General features: G+C 59.4%; 14 protein-coding genes. 7 read left to right on the top strand and 7 right to left on the bottom strand.

Features of this window, described 5'->3' with window-relative positions; translation table 11 throughout:
* Window positions 1-77 precede the first annotated feature (77 nt).
* Together J5W70_RS05595 and J5W70_RS05590 are read left to right on the top strand one after the other, a co-directional pair.
* On the top strand, window positions 78-1,739 hold the full coding sequence (locus J5W70_RS05595) for a hypothetical protein (RefSeq protein ID WP_022396908.1): 1,662 nt from the start codon (window positions 78-80) through the stop codon (window positions 1,737-1,739).
* 52 nt (window positions 1,740-1,791) lie between these two features.
* On the top strand, window positions 1,792-2,244 hold the full coding sequence (locus J5W70_RS05590; RefSeq protein WP_180971116.1) for a GNAT family N-acetyltransferase: 453 nt from the start codon (window positions 1,792-1,794) through the stop codon (window positions 2,242-2,244).
* A 15-nt stretch (window positions 2,245-2,259) separates the two neighbouring features.
* Here the strand turns inward: J5W70_RS05590 and J5W70_RS05585 are convergent, their stop codons facing one another.
* The 3 genes from J5W70_RS05585 to J5W70_RS05575 form a co-directional block, all read right to left on the bottom strand.
* The gene (locus J5W70_RS05585; RefSeq protein ID WP_215832970.1) at window positions 2,260-2,496 is read right to left on the bottom strand and encodes a hypothetical protein; all 237 of its coding nucleotides are present in this window, start codon (window positions 2,494-2,496) and stop codon (window positions 2,260-2,262) included.
* Window positions 2,497-2,713: 217 nt separating this feature from the next.
* The gene (locus J5W70_RS05580) at window positions 2,714-4,471 is read right to left on the bottom strand and encodes a 4Fe-4S binding protein (RefSeq protein WP_022396911.1); all 1,758 of its coding nucleotides are present in this window, start codon (window positions 4,469-4,471) and stop codon (window positions 2,714-2,716) included.
* Window positions 4,472-4,540: 69 nt separating this feature from the next.
* Complete coding sequence (locus J5W70_RS05575) at window positions 4,541-5,455, bottom strand: DUF362 domain-containing protein (RefSeq protein ID WP_022396912.1); 915 nt, start codon at window positions 5,453-5,455, stop codon at window positions 4,541-4,543.
* A gap of 164 nt (window positions 5,456-5,619) precedes the next feature.
* On the opposite strand from J5W70_RS05575, the gene mnmM reads away from it, so the two are divergent.
* Complete coding sequence (gene mnmM / locus J5W70_RS05570; RefSeq protein WP_022396913.1) at window positions 5,620-6,195, top strand: tRNA 5-(aminomethyl)-2-thiouridylate-methyltransferase MnmM; 576 nt, start codon at window positions 5,620-5,622, stop codon at window positions 6,193-6,195.
* A gap of 59 nt (window positions 6,196-6,254) precedes the next feature.
* Here the strand turns inward: mnmM and J5W70_RS05565 are convergent, their stop codons facing one another.
* Window positions 6,255-6,875: a non-canonical purine NTP pyrophosphatase gene (locus tag J5W70_RS05565; RefSeq protein WP_022396914.1), complete on the bottom strand. Its 621-nt coding sequence runs from the start codon at window positions 6,873-6,875 to the stop codon at window positions 6,255-6,257.
* Between the two features lie 38 nt (window positions 6,876-6,913).
* Window positions 6,914-7,675, bottom strand: coding sequence for an exodeoxyribonuclease III (locus J5W70_RS05560; protein ID WP_022396915.1), 762 nt, complete (start codon window positions 7,673-7,675; stop codon window positions 6,914-6,916).
* 254 nt (window positions 7,676-7,929) lie between these two features.
* On the opposite strand from J5W70_RS05560, the gene nusA reads away from it, so the two are divergent.
* The 3 genes from nusA to rbfA all read left to right on the top strand — a co-directional run bounded on the left by nusA (window position 7,930) and on the right by rbfA (window position 11,847).
* Complete coding sequence (gene nusA, locus J5W70_RS05555) at window positions 7,930-9,225, top strand: transcription termination factor NusA (RefSeq protein WP_022396916.1); 1,296 nt, start codon at window positions 7,930-7,932, stop codon at window positions 9,223-9,225.
* A gap of 42 nt (window positions 9,226-9,267) precedes the next feature.
* The gene (gene infB, locus J5W70_RS05550; RefSeq protein ID WP_022396917.1) at window positions 9,268-11,325 is read left to right on the top strand and encodes a translation initiation factor IF-2; all 2,058 of its coding nucleotides are present in this window, start codon (window positions 9,268-9,270) and stop codon (window positions 11,323-11,325) included.
* A gap of 144 nt (window positions 11,326-11,469) precedes the next feature.
* Entirely contained in the window at window positions 11,470-11,847 is a 378-nt protein-coding gene (rbfA, locus tag J5W70_RS05545; RefSeq protein WP_102721122.1) for a 30S ribosome-binding factor RbfA, read from the top strand.
* Window positions 11,848-12,080: 233 nt separating this feature from the next.
* On the opposite strand, the gene J5W70_RS05540 is transcribed toward rbfA, so the two are convergent.
* Together J5W70_RS05540 and J5W70_RS05535 are read right to left on the bottom strand one after the other, a co-directional pair.
* The gene (locus J5W70_RS05540; RefSeq protein ID WP_022396918.1) at window positions 12,081-16,118 is read right to left on the bottom strand and encodes a sulfatase-like hydrolase/transferase; all 4,038 of its coding nucleotides are present in this window, start codon (window positions 16,116-16,118) and stop codon (window positions 12,081-12,083) included.
* 396 nt (window positions 16,119-16,514) lie between these two features.
* Window positions 16,515-17,276: a PEP-CTERM sorting domain-containing protein gene (locus J5W70_RS05535; protein ID WP_022396919.1), complete on the bottom strand. Its 762-nt coding sequence runs from the start codon at window positions 17,274-17,276 to the stop codon at window positions 16,515-16,517.
* Between the two features lie 336 nt (window positions 17,277-17,612).
* Here J5W70_RS05535 and J5W70_RS05530 point away from each other — a divergent pair, with 336 nt between their 5' ends.
* Complete coding sequence (locus J5W70_RS05530) at window positions 17,613-19,085, top strand: carbon starvation CstA family protein (RefSeq protein WP_022396920.1); 1,473 nt, start codon at window positions 17,613-17,615, stop codon at window positions 19,083-19,085.

The raw sequence follows: 19,085 nt of genomic DNA, 5'->3' as shown, positions 1-19,085 counted from the left end.
GTGTTTTATCTTGCCGTAAACGAAGAATATGTTATTCAAAAACTTTCCCTTTAAGGCATTTCCCCAATTAAAATCAAATGGTTTTCCCCCGCATTCTTGCTTTAGCCGCCTTGCTGGCCCCCCTGGCGGCCGCCGCCCGGCCTCCATCCGCGGACCAACCCCGTTTTACCGCCGTCCTGGATGATTGGCGCATTTCCTATATGGACGAACCCGGCCATGTCCATCTCGGAATCTCCATCATGCTGCAAGGCAAAGGAACCTTTGTCATTCCTTCTTCCGGGGAAGGGCAGCTCACGCGCCTGGTCATGCAGGATTCAACCGGAAAAGAAATACCCTGCAATCCCTATCAGCCATGGGGAACGCCCGGCAAGCTCAATCCTTCCCATGTCATCGGGTCCAACTCATCATCCTCTCCCGGTTCACCCTACAAAACCCTGCAATTCTCCTGCGGATTCAGGGAGCTTCCGGCCCCTCAATCGGAATGGCTGCGCATCCGCGGGACCTGGACCGTCCAGTTCTGCCCGGAACCGCAGCGGCTGATGCTGAAGCAAACGGTCAAACCGGCGGAAGAACCCCAGACTTTTTATCTGGACCTTCCGGAACCGAACGTCCGGGAGGACAGCGACATCGCCCGGGCCGATTCCGCCAGCAACACTGCTTCCATTCAGCTGAAAACCAACGAAGAGCGGACCGCCCTCTCCTGCGAGGCGGAATTCCCCTCTTCCGCTTCCATTCAAGGCTTTGCCATTCTGGATTCCTCCGGACTCCCCATACCGGGCCTGCGGCGCGCCCATACGCCGGAAATCACAGAACATAAAGATGGTAAAACCAGCATTTCCTGCCTGCATGAAATGGAAGAAGGAGCGGGAAAACCATCCCCTTCCCTTCCCCGTGAATTGAATCTCGGCGTCGTTTACCTTCCCCGCAAACATTCACTGGATGTTCCCATTGACCTGGCCGTGAACCCTTCCCCCTCTCCGCCTTCCACTCCCCGGGAAGCGGTGAACAACCATGAATCCGGCCTCTCCGCACAACCGTCACCGGCTCTTCAGGTAAAATTATACAATTGGGTTTTCCATAAAGAAGGCCATGAACCCGTCTTCCTCGGCATTTACATTCATACGGATAAAAACCACACCCTGCTTAATGATATGGAACAGCAGGGCGCCAGTTACATCAACCTTTCCACCCCCGGCGGAAAAACAGCCGTTCACTGCCGGGTTCATCCCCCCACATGGGGCACTTCCACCTACAATATGCTCTTTTTCCCTCTTCCCCGTTCACTGCCTCCCGGCGACAAGGGATGGCTGCTGACCGGGGAGCTCCGCGTGCCGGCCGGAGAGGTCCGGACAACTCCGGCCCGGACGATTCCCGCAGAACCGGGCAAACAATGGGCGATCGACGTTCCGGGGGCATCCGGAGATTATCCTCCCTTCCAGGTTCAGGCCACCCTCCTCAGCATCAAGCCCTCAGCAAAGGAATTCCGGGCCACCTTCAAGTTGAAGGGTCACCATGGAAATCCGCATTTCAGCGGCTTCCATGTGGAAGGGGGCATGCAGATCATGTCCAACAAGGATCCGGAGGATGAAACCGCGCAGCTCATCACCTATTCCTTTCCGCACTCTCCCGCTACTTTAAGCTGCTGTGTAAAATACATTGGCCGTCCAACCGTCATACGCCACCCCCTGAACATGCGCATCGGGCTGGGAGGCATCGTCCCGGACCCTCCGGAAAAATGACATTCCGCTTTTTTTCATGGCTTCCGTCCTGTTACGGAACCATGATGGAGGCATGATCCGGCAAGCGTCCCGGGAAGATTTTCCGGCAATCCTGAAGCTTCAATTACTCGCCTTCGGAGAAGTGGCGGAGCGGCTTGGACTCGCCAGCATCCCGCCTCTGGAACAAACCCTGGAACATTTGCGGGAAGAGGCGCGGAACAGCGTCTTCTTCAAGTATACGGAAAACAGCCGCATCGTCGGCTCCGTCAGGGGCTGTCTGGACGGCAAAAACGTCTGCCATGTCGGCAAGCTGGTTGTGGACCCGGCCCGCCGGAACAGGGGAATCGGCCAGCAACTCATGCTTGCCCTGGAAGAACACTTCCGCGGACAGGCAGCCGCCTACCTTCTGTTCACTTCGGCAGATACTCCTGAAACCCTGTATCTGTACCTCAAACTGGGCTATACGGAACTGTACCGGAAAGAGGCCGGAGGGATGACCACGGTGTTTCTGGAAAAGAAAGCGTGAGGCCGCCGGAAGCCCTCATTTCATCAGCTTCCACACCGCCAGCCGGGTGATGGAGCCTATCAGCAGAAGAGCCGCCGCAATCAGGAAGGGAGACCATCCCAGCGCCCCCGCAGCCAGCAGAAACGCCACGGCGCACACCAATAGAAAAGCATTGATGAACCGTATCAGGATCCATTCCTCCGGATAGAGGGGCGATAGGCTGAAGGCATCCGCCAGCCTGTCCATCACGAATTCAAGAATTTCACTTTCCATCCATTCCCACATAGACTTAACTTTTTTACCGCAATTTGACCATCAATGATTTACCTGCACATGCAAGTAAAAGAATGGTCGGAGTTTTTCATGATGAAAGGGTTTTTCAAGGGCCCGGAGGCCCTTGTTCCCGGCAGCGCGGGCATCAGGCAACACAGGGGAATGGGGCCGCCCATGGCGTGGACAAAACAGGCATCCCGGCCTTCACGGACCCTATTCAGAACGGGAAGTCCGCATCGCCCACCGGGTCCACGGCCTTTTCCTCAAACTTCTTCACGGCTTTCTGCTGGGGATTCACGGCGCGGACGACGAGCGCGCGGGGCGGCATTTCCCGGCGCTTTTTGAACTCGCACTTTTCCTCGCACAGGTTGCAGGTATTCAGGCGCGCGCGTTCCTCAGGCCGTTCCGTGGTGACGGGGCAGGCATGTTCGCACGCGCCGCAGCCGATGCACAGGGAGGGGTCCAGCCTGGGCAGGCGGTGTTCCTGGCCGTCCCGCCCGATGTAGGGCACCGTATAAAGGGCCTTGGTGGGGCAATGCTCCGTACAGGCGCCGCAGTCCATGTCCTCCCGGGCAACCAGGCAGCGGCAGACGTAAAACCGGGCTACGGCGATGCGCGTGGTATCCTTCGTAATTTCCGCGGTATCCCTCTCCGCAGTAATGGGCAGCCTGCGAATGGCTCCTGTGGGGCAGACTTCCGCGCAGCGGTGGCAGTCGTACAGACAATACTTGGTGGAAAAATCCATCCGGGGCTTCATGAACCCTTTCAGCCCAAGCTGCAAATAGGCGGGCTGGAGCACATGGGTAGGGCAGTTGGCAATGCACATCTGGCAGCCGGTGCAAACATCCAGAAAACGTTCCAGGGAACCGGCTCCGGGAGGAAGAACGCACTGGGTGGGGTCCAGCCTCTGGGCGGCGTCGCCCCGGCATCCGGAAAGAGCCGCCGTAGCCAGGCCGGCCGCCGTAGCCCCCAGGAACTGGCGGCGGGAGCTCCCGGCAATGAAGGGAACCGCGGCAGAAGAAGCGGGAGCGGGCGCCGGAGCGGTTTTTTTCTTCCTGGCGGGAATCAGGCGGCGGGTTTTGGCAAACCAGCGGTAGCGTATCCCCCCCTCGCTGCACGAACGCACGCAGTCATAGCATGCTACGCAGCGGGAGGCGTCTATTTTGTATTCCTTGAGGTTCAGGCACTGGGCCTTGCATGATTTGACGCATTTGCCGCATTTCTTGCAGGAGACGGGATCAAAGCCCAGCCGGAAGAGGGAAACGCGGGAAAGCAGCCCCAGCAGAGTACCGACGGGGCATACCGTATTGCAGTACAACCGCCCTTTCCAGGCGCTCATGGCGACCACCAGGCCGAGCATGCCGGCAGAAGCCAGCAGAGCCGGGAGAGCCACGGGAAAATAATTCATCCGGACCAGGTCCGCGGAAGAACTGTCAGCCGCCAGCAGGTTATTGCTCCAGATGGCGGCAGGCCACGCCAGCACATACATGATGCGCCCGAAAATGCTGTACGGGTCCAGCCAGTTCAGGGAAAGTCCGGCCAGTCCCGTCACGCAGCAGGCGGCCAGCAAAACCAGAACCACATACCGCACCCACGGCACGGGGCGCGCAAACTTCAAGAAGCGCTTCGGCGCAATCCAGCGGCGGATTCTGAAAACGATGTCCTGGAGAATCCCCAGCGGACAGAGGAAGGAGCAGTACACCCTCCCGAACAGCAGCGTAAGCAGCAGCAGAACCGCCAGAATCACGGCGGAAACGGCCACCCCGTCCAGAGTCCCGAGCACGGATGGAATGAATTGCCACTGAGCCAGGAAAAAGGAGTCTTCCATGCCCTCTCCGCCGCCCGTCATGTTCGGCACGTTCCACGCGGGGATATGGTGCAGGAAAGCGTACGCAATCCCGAGGAAGAAGATGACGGCCACCGTCACGCGGAGCCACTTCAGCGGACTGACGAAAAAGGCTTTGATGACTGACATATTTATTTTAAACCCGCCGGAGGCGGAAAGTTGGCCCCCTTCGCGTCATCCGCAGGAGGGGGCGCCGCGTCAGGCCATGCTGATGCGGCGGATATTGAGCTTGGAAAGGTCGGCGGTGCCCAGCCCCATTTCTTCCCCAAGCTGCACGTGGCGGATCTTTCCGGCCTTGTTCAGCAGGGCCGCGCCTGCGGCGTCAATGGCTACGATGTCACGGGAAGCCAGAAGGGTTTTGCGCTCCACCAGGTCATTCGTGTCCTTCCCCACGGGGCCGTTGCGCACCATGGGCATGTAGGCGTCCAGCACGCACAGGTCCGGCTTGCGGAAATACACGGCGTCCGCGATGCACTGGTGCAGGTCGTTCTTATGCATGGCTCCACGGTCCCAGACGGTGCCCATCACGTTTTTCATGCAGGCGGTCATCTCGGAACCGCTGTGGTGCTTGAGCGGGGGGCAGGTGATATAAACGTCCGCTTCCAGCACGGCCTTGTGCACCTTGGCGGAGGTGAATTTTTTGGCCTTCGGGTTTTCCGTCTGCACGTACTGCCCTTCATTGCCGCCGTCCACCATCACGCCCCCGGCTTTTTCCACGGCCTCTTTCACGCCGCTGCCTTCATAGGCGCCGTTGTGGCAGCAGTGGTCGAATACCCTGACTTCCTTCGCCCCCGCCTGCTTGCACAGCTCCACCAGCGTGGCGACGGTTTCAGGATGGGTGTTGGAGCCGAATTCCGGAGCCTTGTTCCAGCCGATGTTGGGCTTGATCACGACGGTCTGGCCCGGCTTGACGAATGCCTTCATGCCTCCCAGCGTATCCACGGCCTTCCTGACCATTTCCGCACGGGTTCCGTTGCGGACGGCCACCAGGTCCGGAATGCCGGAAGCTGCCGAAGCTCCGGCCTCCTGGGCGAACAGGGAATCCATGTCCGATATGGCTGCCAGCGCCCCTACGGCGGCAGTCCCTTTTAGAAAAGTGCGTCTGTCAGTCATCTTCGTTGCAAAGTCAGTGGTTTATCCCCGCATGCAAAGGCATGTACAAGGTTTTATGCCTCTTCCTAACATACGCGTTGCTGAAAAACAACCTGTCATCATTCCTGCACGGGAATTTTTACAAACGAATTGTCATACAGGGGCGGCTCCTATAAAACCCGGTCATGAAATGTTCCCTGCTCAGCCGTCCCATGACCTGCACGCATGACTGGATCAGCCGCGTCGTCCTGCCCGGGGATACGGTCGTGGACGCCACGGCAGGCAACGGACACGACACGGTTTTCCTGGCCCGTCTGGCCGGCCCTTCCGGCCAGGTGCACGCCTTTGACGTGCAGGAGGAAGCCATTCGCGCCACCAGGGAGCGTCTGGAGAAAGAAGGGCTGCTCACCTCCGCCGTCCACCTCCATCTGGCCAGCCATGACCGCCTGGCGGAACTGGTCACCGGTCCCGTGAAGGCCGTCGTCTTCAACCTGGGCTACCTGCCGGGCGGGGATAAAAAAACGGTCACCAGAACGGGCTGCACCCTGGCGGCGCTGGAACAGGCCGCCGCCCTCATCGCCCCGAACGGCCTTCTCAGCGTCATGTGCTATCCCGGCCACGAAGGCGGGGATGCGGAAGCGGAAGCCGTGGAGGATTTCCTTTCCCGCCTGCCGCACCATTCCTGGCGCACCGGCAAATACCAGCTCCTGAATACCGGAACTCCGGCCCCCTTCCAGATCTGCGCGTTCAGGCTGGACTGACCTTCCCCGTAAAAATACGGGAACAAGGCCAGTTCACCATCAAATGCCCGGAAAAACCATCAGTCCCGGCATTCCTTCATCCATTCCACCACCTGCGCCAGAGCCCGGGCGCGGTGCGACATGGAATTCTTCACCTCCATGGGAAGCTGGGCAAAACTCAGTTCATGGCCTTCCGGGACAAACAGCGGATCATAGCCGAACCCCCCTTCCCCGGCCGGTTTCGTCAGCATGTGGCCTTCCACGGAACCGGAAAACTCCGCCAGCACGCTGCCATTCCTGGCAAGCACCATCACGCAGCGGAACCGTGCGGAGGGCTTGTCCCCCGGCTTGACTCCGGCGCGCCGCAGTTCCTCCATCATACGGAGGTTGTTCCGCGCGTGGTTCCCTTCCTCCCCGCCGAAGGAGGAGGACCAGACGCCGGGACGGCCGCCCAGCACATCCACCTCCAGCCCGGAATCATCCGCCAGCAGGACGCCGGGAATGCACCTGGAGGCGGAAAGCGCCTTGAGCGTGGCGTTCTCCGTAAACGTGACTCCCGTTTCATCCACGGGCGGAGCCTGGGGGTAGTCGGAAAGGTCCTTCACTTCCCATTCTCCGGCCAGCATGGCGCGGATTTCCCCGGTCTTGTGGGCGTTGCGCGTGGCAACCACCAGCAGAGGCAATTCTTGTTCCATCATCATGAATTTTTTGCAGTTGAAAACCGTATGGAAGACCGCGTTCAGCAGTCAATTTCCAGGCTGACGGGGCAGTGGTCGGACCCCGTCACGTCCGGATGGATGGCGGCGCCCTTCACCCTGGGAGCCAGCGGATTGGAAACGCAGAAGTAGTCAATGCGCCATCCGACGTTCCGGGCGCGGGCGCCTGCGCGGTAGGACCACCAGCTGTACCAGCCCGGTTCCTCCGGATGCAGGGCGCGGAAGGTATCCGTGAACCCGGCCTCAAGCAGCAGCGTGAACCCGGCGCGCTCCTGGTCGCTGAACCCGGCGGAAAAACGGTTCTCCCTGGGGCGGGCGATGTCGATCTCCTCATGGGCTACATTCAAATCCCCGCAGAAGACGACCGGCTTGGTTTCCGCCAAGGCCGCCACATACTTGCGGAACGCAGCATCCCACTGTTCTCGGTACGGGAGGCGCACCAGCTCGTTCTGGGAATTGGGGGTATAGCAGTTGACCAGGTAAAACTGTTCAAACTCCATCGTGCACACGCGCCCCTCCCGGTCATGCTCCGGCCAGCCGATTCCGGTGGACGTGGAAAGGGGCTGCACACGGCTGAGGATCAGCACGCCGGAATAACCGGCCTTCTCCGCCGGATTCCAGAGCTGGTGCGGCCAGGAGGAAATCCACAGGTCATTCACCTGTTCTGGACGCGCCTTGATCTCCTGAAGGCAGAGGACGTCCGGCTCCAGCGCCTCCACGGCATCCCCCATTCCCTTGCCGAGGATCGCCCGCAATCCGTTCACATTCCATGAGACGAGTTTCATGCACGCATACTTCCCGTTTTTGCCGGCTCCGTCAAGCCCTCAAACACCCCCGCCCCGCACCCTTCCGGGGGACCGCTGAAAACCCTTCTTCCGGAATCATCCCCAGTCTTTTGCATGCCGCATAGAACAAGCGTTTTTTCTTGCCAGGACCGCCCCCTCATGCTTACTTAGATAGGCAAACACCCCGAGAGACACTCGAGAGTGGGTCTGTCGACCCGCTCTTTTTTGTCTATCCATCACACTCCTCCACACTCATGACAAACGATATCAAAGCTTTAATTGACTACTACGAGAGGGAAAAAGGGCTCTCCCGTGAAAAAATTCTTCTCGCTCTGGAATCCGCTTTTCTCTCCGCCTACCGCAAGATGGTTCCCGGCTCCGGCAGCATCAACTACCTGAGGGCTGAAATCAACGTGGACAAGGGGAAGGTGCGCATCTTTGCGGATCTGGAAGTGGTGCCGGATGAAGAATACTCCGACAAGTTCAACCAAATCCCCCTCTCCCTGGCCGTCAAGCTGGACCGGAACGCCGTCCTGCACGACCTGCTGCCCACCAACATCACGCCGAAGGGCTTTGGCCGCATCGCGGTACAGACTGCCCGCCAGACCATGCTCCAGAAGCTGCTGGATGCGGAAAAGGAAATGCTTTACGACGAGTTCAAGGACCGCGCCGGCGATCTGGTGACGGGCACCATCCGCCGCTTTGAAAAGGGGGACATCTTTGTGGACCTCGGCAAATTCGAGGGCGTCATGACCTCCCGCGAACGCGTGCCGAATGAAGACTACAGCGTCGGCGACCGCATGCGCTTCTACGTGGTGGAAGTGCGCACGGAAGCCCGCGGACCGGAAGTCATCCTCTCCCGCAGCCATCCGAATCTGGTGCGCCGCCTCTTTGAATCGGAAGTGGTGGAAATAGGCGACCAGACCGTAGAAATCCACGGCATCGCCCGTGAAGCGGGCTACCGCACCAAGGTGGCCGTCATCAGCCATGACGACAAGGTGGACCCGGTGGGCGCATGCGTAGGCATGCGCGGAGCCCGCGTCAAGAACATCGTCCGGGAGCTCAACAACGAAAAAGTGGACATCCTGGAATGGACGGAGGACCCCGTCATCTTCGTCCGGGAGGCCCTCAGCCCCGTGGAACCGCGGGAAATCACCGTGGACGAGGAAGCCAAAAAAATCTTCGTCATCGTCCAGGACGACAAGGACCTCTCCAAGGCCATCGGCCGCAGGGGCCAGAACGCCCGCCTCACCTCCCGCCTGATGGGCTGGGACGTCCAGGTGCGCGTCTTTGACGTCCAGGAAGCGGAAAAACGCCAGAACCAGGCCGCGGCCGAGGAAGTGATGCGCCAATGCCAGGCCGCCGCAAAGACCCTCAGCGAACAACTGGAAATCCCGGAAGAAACCGCCATGGGCCTGGTGACCATGGGTGGGACGGACCTGGTGGCCCTCACCGGATTTGAAGCTTCCGACATCGCGGAAAGCATGGGCATTCCCGCAGAGGAAGCCGCCCAGATTCTGGACAAGGCCCGGGACCTCATCTCCCAATAACCGTTGAGCGCGGCGCTCAATATCTAACAAACTTAAATTAAGATGCCTAATAAACAAGAAGAGAACGAACCCAAAAAGGAAGTGTTGGATCTGATCGGCGGATCTCCCAAAAAGAAACGCGCACCCCAGCCGGAACCCGCACCGGCGCCATCCCGTCCTGCCCCGGTCAAGAAAGAAGCTCTCGACTTGCTTTCCGGCCCCAAGAAAAAAGCGTCCGTCTCCGCTCCCTCCGAGCCGGCTACCGCCCCTGCCCAGGCCGCACCCGCCGCAGAATCTGCCGCGCCTGCCCCCCAGGAAACGGACTCCGCAGACGATAAAATCATCAACCTCAAGCCGCCCGTCTCCGTCTCCGAGCTGGCAGGCATGCTGCAAGCCAAGCCCTTCCAGATCATCAAGGACCTGATGGGCATGGGCATCTTCGCCAACCCGAATACGCCGCTGGACGCGGACGCCGTCAGCGCCATCTGCGACCTGCACGGCTACACCTTCGCCCGTGAAAAACGGGAAAAGGGCGGCGGCGTCAAGGCCCAGCAGGAACCGGTCAAGGAACCGGAACCCGTGCCGGTGGTGGAAGAACCCAAGGCCACCCTCATCCTGCGCACACCCATCATCACCGTCATGGGCCATGTGGACCACGGCAAAACCTCCCTGCTGGACTACATCCGCAAGGCGCGCGTAGCCAAGGGGGAAGCCGGGGGCATCACCCAGCACATCGGCGCCTATACGGTGGAATACAACGGCAGCACCCTCACCTTCCTGGATACCCCGGGACACGCCATCTTCACGGAAATGCGCGCCCGCGGCGCGGACGTGACGGACATCGTGGTACTGGTAGTGGCCGCCAATGACGGCATCATGCCCCAGACGAGGGAAGCCATCGCCCACTCCAAGGCGGCCGGCAAAACCATCATCGTGGCCATCAACAAATGCGACCTTCCGGCCGCAGACCCCGTCAAGACCAAGAGCGGCCTGATGGAGGAAGGGCTGGTTCCCACGGACTTCGGCGGCAACGTGGAATGCGTGGAAGTCTCCGCCCTGACCGGCGACGGCATCGACGACCTTCTCGGCCTTCTCGTCCTCCAGTCGGAAGTGCTCGAACTCCAGGCCAATCCCAAGGCCAACTGCCGCGCCTCCATCATTGAGGCCCGCGTGGAACCCGGCACGGGCAGCTCCGCCACGGCCATCGTGGAAAGCGGCACCATCCGCGTAGGCATGCCCTTCATCTGCGGCCCGTACGCCGGCAAGGTGCGCGCCCTGGTCAACGACCACGGCGAACGCGTCAAAAAAGTGGGGCCCGGCATGCCCGTGGAAATTACCGGCTTTTCCGAAACCCCGAACGTGGGCGACGAACTGGTGGAAATGGAAAACGAACGCGCCGCCAAGAAGCTGGGCGAAGAACGCCAGGAGGAACTGCGCAAGCAGCGCCTGGCCCAGCCCCGCAAGGCCCGCATGGAAGAACTGCTCGCCATGATGGGCGACGGCACCCAGAAAGCCCAGCTCAAGATCCTTCTCAAGGGGGACGTGCAGGGCTCCGTGGAAGCCATCAAGAAGGCCATTATGGACATCCAGTCGGACAAGGTGGAATGCGTCTTCCTGAACGCCTCCGCCGGCCCCATCTCGGAATCGGACGTGCTGCTGGCCTCCTCCTCGGACGCCGTCATCCTGGGCTTCAACGTCAAGGTGGAAGCCAACGCCGTGAAACTGCTCAAGCGGGAAGGCGTGCAGGTAAAGCTTTACTCCATCGTTTACGAACTCATCGACCAGGTGAGGGATGCCATGCTGGGTCTTCTGGAACCGGAAACGCGTGAAACCATCATCGGCCACGCCAAAGTGCTCCAGGTCTTCAAACTCAACAAGGGCCGCGCGGCGGGCTGCATGGTGGAGGACGGAAAAATCCTCCGCAGCTGTGAAGCGCGCGTCATCCGCGACAAGACTCCCGTCTTTGACGGTAAAATGTCCACCCTGCGCCGCTTCCAGGATGAAGTGGAAGAAGTCAAGGCCGGCCTGGAATGCGGCATCCGCCTGGGCGACTTCAACGAATACGAGGCAGGCGACATCATCGAATGCTACACGCTGGAAAAAATCCAGCAAACGCTGTAACCCCAAGCAGGAATCATATAACAGGGATGGACGCCCCTTTCACGCCCCTCCGGGCGTTCAAAGAAGCTCCATCCCTGTCCTTTCTCCCCCATTCTTCCTTCTCCGATTGAACCAATCGGTCCATCCATCACTCTATCCCTTCATATGAGCAGACGCACTGACAAGGTAAATGAACTCCTCCGCCGTGAAATAGGCACCACCATCCAGCGGGACTTTGAATTCCCCGGAACGATTGTCACCGTTATTGAAGTGGAAGTGACGGACGACTTGAAAGAAGGAAAAGTATGGGTAGGCGTCGTAGGAAAAATGTCCCCCGCCCAGGTGCTGGAAAAACTGAACTCCAGGCATGGCCTCATCCAGTCCGCCGTAGCCAAGCGCGTGGTGCTGCGCAACACGCCGCGCCTGTCGTTCCGGCTGGACGACTCCGCCCAGCGCGGCGTTGACCTGGTCAACCTCCTGGAAGACATTGATAAAAACCTTCCCAAAGCCCCTCCGGCCGATCCGGAAAACGGCGAGGAATAAAACCCTGCTGAACAGTAAAAAATCCTCCTTGTCTTTTTGCAAGACAAGGATTTCTTTTTCCGGCCAAAAGCACGGAGGCAATCGCCGTGCCGTGTTTACGGACCGGCAAAACGGCGAAGTGGAATTGGCAGGATGATTTTTTCAGGGGAAATTCTGTAACAGATACAAGGGCCGGGAGGCCCTTGTTCCCAGAGGAACCGTTACCGGGAAACGGGGTGGAATTTATTTCTTCCTTACCTCGTCACCTTCAACCTCAGGAACCGGCGTGCCGGGGCGCTTTCCTCCAGAGCCGCCGTATCACGGAATTCCCCGCGGACACCGGCCGGAGTGACGATTCCTTCATCGGACCATTCCTTCAAGTCGGACGAACTTTCCACACTGAACGCCACATCCGCCGCTTCCGGATTTACCGGCCAGGAAAGCACGAGGTATTTTTTGCCCCCTTCCTCCCGGATCGCCAGCCCCGTCACGCTTCCGCACGGTTTGTTGGGGTCCAGGCCCGTTGCATACTTCATCAGGTTGGTGACCCCGTCTCCGGCAGGACAGGCATCCGGAGCCATCTGGTCCTCCGGCGTTCCGTCCCCGAAGTTGTCCTTTTTCCACTTATCGTACCCTGCCGGGGCCGGAGCCGCGGACTGGGTCAGCGTGAACGTTCTTTCCTCGCCGCCGCACTGGACGGTGACCACGGCCACCCGTTCCGTTTGCTGGGCGTTGGCTTCCATTTGAATGTCCAGCGTGGCAGTTCCGGAGCCTGAAGCCGGCCGGACCGTGACGCAGGCCTGGTCACAGGATGCCGTCCATGGAAGCTGCGTCTGCACGGTCAGCGTGGTGGAGGCAGCGGCAAACCCTACGGTTTCCTCCGTTTTGTCGATATTGACGGGGTTTACGTATTCATAGCTGAAGGCGCTGGCGGGAATCTCCTGCTTGCTTATTCCCGGCCCCTCCCATTGCATGGTGAGGGCAGAGCCGGAGGCGTGGCCCACATAACCGATGCGGATGGGATGCACCCCCGCCGCAAGCCGGACGGCCTGTACCGCATTGGGCGTGACTTCCGAACCCTGCCGGGCATTGGAGTTGGCTTCCGTGCCCGGCGTATAGGCGTAGTCCGCATCAATGAGCTGCATGCCGTGCAGGTGTACGAAGGCTTTGGATCCCGCGTTGGAATCCGTCTGAAGGTAGAATTTGTACTCCCCTGTAACGGGAACGGTAAGGTAGCCCGTGAGTTCCACCCCCTTTTGAGCGGCGGAACCGGCATTCACGCTGAGAGAAGCCACAGCGCCTGTGACAGAGGGCGCCTCTTCCATCTGGCGGAAGTCGGGCACCCAGTCAAAACCACGGTTCCAGCAGCGCATTTTCAGACCTTGCCGGAGATTGGCCGGAGCCGTTGCAGCGGGCACGTCACCGGCATTCAGAGTTCCATTCGTGGAAGGCAGGGAGCGCCGCACAGACAAGGCCCGGGCCTTCATCTTCGCCTGCAAGTCCGGACGGGAGGAGGCGAGATTGGAAGCTTCCTGCGGGTCTTTTTCAGTATCATAAATCTGGAAGTCCTGATCCGTCCCGGAAATGTTGAAACGCACGCCTTTAAGGCCATCCACAAACACGACCTGCTGCAAACCGCGGGGAGAGCTTTTGTGGTGCGACAGGAAGTCCTGATAGGAGGCGCCATTGCCGCCATAGTTATATTCGGAATAAATCAGGCTCTCCTTCTGGCGTTCCGGCACGCCGGCCAGCGTCGGCAGCAGGGAAACGCCGTCGCAGCGCGCAGGAACCGCCACGCCCGCCGCATCCGCAAAGGTAGCCATCCAGTCATGGAACTGGCAGGCATTCAGGCTGATGCCGTTGGCAGGAATCACGCCGGGCCAGCGCACCAGGGTGGGCACGCGCATGCCGCCCTCCCAGCAGTCGCGCTTGATGCCGTCCATCATGCCGTAGCTTTGGAAGAAGGCGGGATTCTGCGCGCCCCGCTGGTGCTGCCCGTCCGAACCGCTTTCATTATGAGGTCCGTTGTCGGAGGTAAAGACGATCATCGTGTTGTCATCAATTCCCAAATCCTTGAGCGTTTGAATCAAATCCCCCATCACATCATCCACGCGCCTGATCATGGTGGCGTGGCGTTTCTCCGTCTGGTTGGGGGAAGCGTCATTGATTCCCTCATTGTCCGGATGGATGTAGGTATCCTTGGAGAAGGTTCCTTCCACCCCGGCCGCTGCCGCCCGCTGCGCCGTAGCCGTGTTGGAGGCTTCATACCCGTCCTCATTCCCGGCCACCCACTGCAAGCCTCCCTTGAGGCCCGGTTTGGGGGGATAGGCGCACGCGGGCACCGCCAGGGAACCGTGCGGAGCGGGGAAGGCCAGGTACAGGAAGAAGGGCTGGGTGGCCGATTTGGCATGGTGGTCCACGATCCACTGCTTGGCGCGCGCGCCGAACAGGTCCGTGTCATAAGCCGTATCCGGAACCTTGTTCGTCACATTGGCGAAGGCGGGGGAAGAGGCGCCGTCATTGTATTCGTAAATGTTCTTGGATTCCGTGATGTAGTGGTAGTGCCCCGTCAGGTGCTCCATAATCCCGTAAAAGTAATCGAATCCGCGTTCGTTGGGGCGGGCATACAAGCCGGACGGCCCCTGTCCGTAGCCGCCGATGCCCCATTTGCCGACAGCCGCCGTATGGTACCCGGCGCCTTTCAGCACCGTGGCCAGCGTGTGGGAGTTTTCTATGGGATAATCAAAGCTGTTGTTGCGGATAACGCGGGAATGGCCCTGGTGCACCCCCAGCAGCAGGGAGGCGCGGGCCGGAGCGCAAACGGGCGCCGCGCTGTAATGGCGCCGCAATTGCATCCCTTCCGTCGCCATGGAATTCAGCTGCGGCGTCTTGAAGCTGTTGCGCCGCGTCACCGTTCTTCCGTTCTTGTCCTGATGGTTCCAGTTTTCTTCCAGGTCGCCCCAGCCCATGTCATCCACCAGCACGAAGATGATATTGGGCCTGGCCCCGGAAACATGCCCCGGCATGGCCGGCTTTTCCGCCACATCCGTCTGAAGCGTCAGCAATTTGGCCGCCTCATCATAATTCCATGAAACCGCCCCTTTCGGCAGTTCCTTCACGGTGATGGAGGCGGTCGTTTCCGGCTTGAACTGCACGCCCAGCGTATGCCTGCCCGGCCACGCGGCAATGAGATCTTCAAAAGAGGAATCAAACAGGACAACGTATTCCCGCGCTTGCAGGGAGGGGCTCTCCGGCTGTACGGCTGACTTTTGCGGCACGCCGTCCAGCACGGATACATGGACGCGCCCCAGCGTCAGGGAAGAGCTGGGCAGGGAAATGTCCCCCTCCACGGAAAGAGCGCCTCCGGGCGCATAAGTGATCGTCCCCGGAAACGTGCCGCTGCCGCCCAGCGCGCAGCTCCCCTGCACCACCAGGTCCACCGCCGGAATCTCCCCGTCAAAATGGATGGAGGAGTTGTTCAGCGTAATCGTTACATTCTTGCCCACGTTCCGGATTTCCCCCGCCTTGACGTGCCGGTCCGTATAAGTCACCCGGGCGTCATCCAGAATCGTCTGTTTCAGCGTCCCCTTGTCACCGGTAATGCCGGATGAGCCGGAAAGCGTCACATTCCCGTCCACTCCAGTTTCCGCCAGGTCCAGCGTGGAATTTTCCAGCGCAAATTCCGTGTTCGCGCCGATGTTCCATTGGCCGGACGCCTTGACAGAGGTTCCGGAAAAAGTCACGGCGGCCTTCTCCTGCGTCACCAGGGAGCCCTGGTACAGGGACATGCCCTCCAGCCGCCCGGCGTCTTCCACCGTAATCGTATTGCTCATGCCCCGGTCCGCCAGATCCAGCGTGGGCATTCCCTTCCCGGCACTCATTACAAAACCGATGAGGCCGGAAATATTATTCAGCAGCATTCCTTCTCCAATGCGCACGGCTCCCCCTCCCGTCACCGTCACGCGCCGCGGAGCATCGTTTTCAGAAGTCAGGGAATACAATCCTCCGGAGGGAGCTCCATCGTCCTGCCCCACATAAAAACAGCGGCCTTCCGCCACATTCCACTCCTGGTCGGCGGCTACGCGCAGCTGTGCAATCCCGAAATCCGCATTATAACCGCCCGTGCTCGTGTTTTCCACGGTAATGCCGCCCGTCTCCACGCGCAGATATACGCCGGAAGAAGTATTCAACACGAAGAGCTGGATCTTTCCTCCCGGCTGATTGTTAACTCCCGCCACCCGGATTCCTTTCAAATACCGTCCTCCGGACCCCAACCCGCCTATATTGGTCATGCCAGCCGAATCCGTCCCGTTCGTGACCATCCAATGCGTGTAGGCGGAGGCCGACGCGCCGGGAGCAGCCGACGGCGCGCTTCCGTTCAGAGCCCAGTTTGACAAGTTCGACCAGGGAGACGCCGCCCCTTTCCAGACATATTCATCGGCGGCAGACCTGGCTGGCGCGAGAAATAATAAAGAAGGAACAAGAACAGATAAGAAACGGTACAGGAACATGGCAAGCTGGCGGAAAAGTGATTCAAAAGGCATCAGGCTAAAGAACAAACTGCCTGAGGAATCATGTTGATTACTGATATTAAATATTAAAAAGTGTTAGATTCTGCTAACTGAAAATAAAAAAGCCGCCAATTTCAAAAAACGGACGGCTTGATCAAATGTTTCAGGAGCATGGACTTAAAGTCTGCGGCGGCGCATCATCAGCGCAGCCAGCCCCAGAAGACCCAGGGAGGCCGTGGCAGGTTCGGGAACCACCAAATCACCGTTAATCTGAATTCCCGAAAGCCCGGCAAAGCAGCCCTTGTTATAAGCGCTGTTATTGGAAGCCGTGATGGTGATGGTCAGGGATTCCCCGGCTTTCAGCAGAAAATCATCGTACGTGTGGCTTCCCGTATGAATGCCGGTCCATGCGCCGGTGGAACCATTGGCGGCGGTGGAACCGTTATAGGTCAGCGTCTGGTCCGGCTGCCCGTCAATGGAGAGAGTCATATCGACAGGTTTGTTGAAATTGCCTTCATATCCGCCCACATAACCATTATTGGCTATACCGCCACCGCCATTCTGGGCAGCCCCCGCACCCGTGAACCCGACCATGGACAAGTCAATGGAAGATATCAGCATGTCGTGGGAACCGGTATTGGTGAATGTGAAGGAAACGCTCCATGTATTGTTTCCGGCGCCTCCCACATTGGCATTGGGAGAAAACACGGAGGCCGGAATGGAACCTGAGGCCAGGAGGTCATTGCCCGAGGTGCTCTTGCTGAAATCGTCAGAACTGATCGAGGTGGAGGAAGTGAGCCCTACATCGGATGTCGTGTTCACCGTGACGGTATCCAGGGAAGTGCCGGTCCGGTTAAAAGTAGTGGAACACAACACCGCAGCCTGGGAAACTGCTGTTCCAAAAGTCAGGGAGGCAATGATTATCAATGATTTCTTCATAACTAGGAGAGGTTGGATGAAAGCAACCTTTATCCCTTAGCGGATTGCCAATCCGAAGTCAACAATAAATGATAAAAACAAGATGTTTAGGAAGATAAACGCCCAGGGGCGTTTTTACTGATGAGAGTTTCTTTTTTCGGGAATTTTAAAACTCGTTGTAAAATTCCTCATGCCGATTTTTATCTGCATAAAAATGGCACATCGGATTTCTTTTTCGGATTGGCAATCCGTTCCGTATTTTTTTCTCTTTCACTAACGGCTTGCCAGAAGAGAGGAGAACAGTTAAGTTCCCCGAACGGACAGCCTGTCCATGAGATGGCTGGACCTTTTTCCAACATGAACGGTTACTGCTACTTCATTCTGGGGATATTGATCCTGGCGGCCGGTTATTTCACCTACGGGCGGGTGCTGGAAAAGATTTTCCGGCCGGACGCCTCGCGGCAGACTCCCGCCGTGGCCTGCACGGACGGCGTGGATTACGTGGTGATGCCGCGCTGGCGCGTGTTCCTGATTCAGTTGCTGAACATTGCGGGGCTGGGCCCTATCTTCGGCGCCGTCATGGGCGTGCTGTACGGGCCGGCCGCGCTCCTGTGGATCGTCATCGGCTGCATCTTCGGCGGAATGGTGCACGATTACTTTTCCGGCATGATTTCCCTGCGCCACAAGGGGGAAAACCTGCCGGAAATCCTGGGCCGCTACCTGGGCAGCCAGGCCCAGTGGATCAGCCGCGCCGTCTGCATCGTGTTCAGCGTGCTGGTGGGCGTCGTCTTCGCCGTGGGCCCCGCCGCCATCCTGGCCCCCATGACGGGCTGGAGCGTTTCTGCATGGGTGTGGATCATCTTCGGCTACTACTTTCTGGCGACCATCCTTCCCATCCAAGCCATCATGGGAAAGGTGTATCCCCTTTTCTCCGTCGCCCTGATCATCATGGTCGTGGGCATTCTGGGCGTGATGCTCCTGGCTCCCTTTGCGGAATTCATGCCGTACTGGATGCACATTCCTTCTATGGAAGTGCTCCCGGACCTGGACTTCTTCCATAACCGCCACCCGGCGGATTTCCCGCTCTTCCCCGTGATGTTCATCACCATCGCCTGCGGAGCGGTGAGCGGCTTCCACGCCACGCAGTCCCCGCTGATGGCGCGCTGCCTGAAAACGGAGCAGGAAGGACTGCCCGTCTTCGGCGGAGCCATGATTACGGAAGGAATCATCGCCTTCATATGGGCGGCCGCCGCGCTGACCTTCTACGGCACCCCGGAAGCCCTGGGAGCGGCTACCGCCAACGGAAAGGCCCCGGCGCTGGCCATCCAGATGATTTCCGAATCCTGGATGGGCCACGTCGGCTCCATCCTGGTCATGGTCGGCGTGGTCATCCTCCCCATCAGCACGGGGGACGGCGCCCTGCGGGTCACGCGCCTGATGATTGCGGATTGCTTCAAGCTGAACCAGGAGCAACTGAGCCGCCGCCTGATGATCGCCATCCCCCTCTTTGCCGCAGCCATTGCCGTAAGCAGCATGGACTACGCCATCATCTGGCAGTACTTCGGCTGGGCCAACCAGCTCCTGGCCGCCGCCACCCTCTGGGCCGTCTCCATTTACCTGCGCAGCAAAAACCGCTGCTGCTGGACGGCCGCCGTTCCCGCCGCCTTCCTGAGCCTGGTGGTGCTCCAGTACCTGTTCTCCAGCCCGGAAATGTGCGGGTTCAGTTATGAAGCTTCCCTGGTCTGCAGCGTCCTGCTCGTGGCCGTCATCGGCGTGCTGTGCCTGTTCCGCGGCTCCGGACTGGAAAAAGCGGAGGAGCCCAACCTGTAA

Source organism: Akkermansia massiliensis (assembly GCF_018847375.1).
In the GTDB taxonomy this organism is placed as follows: domain Bacteria; phylum Verrucomicrobiota; class Verrucomicrobiia; order Verrucomicrobiales; family Akkermansiaceae; genus Akkermansia; species Akkermansia massiliensis.
This window is presented reverse-complemented; position numbering and strand designations above follow the sequence as displayed.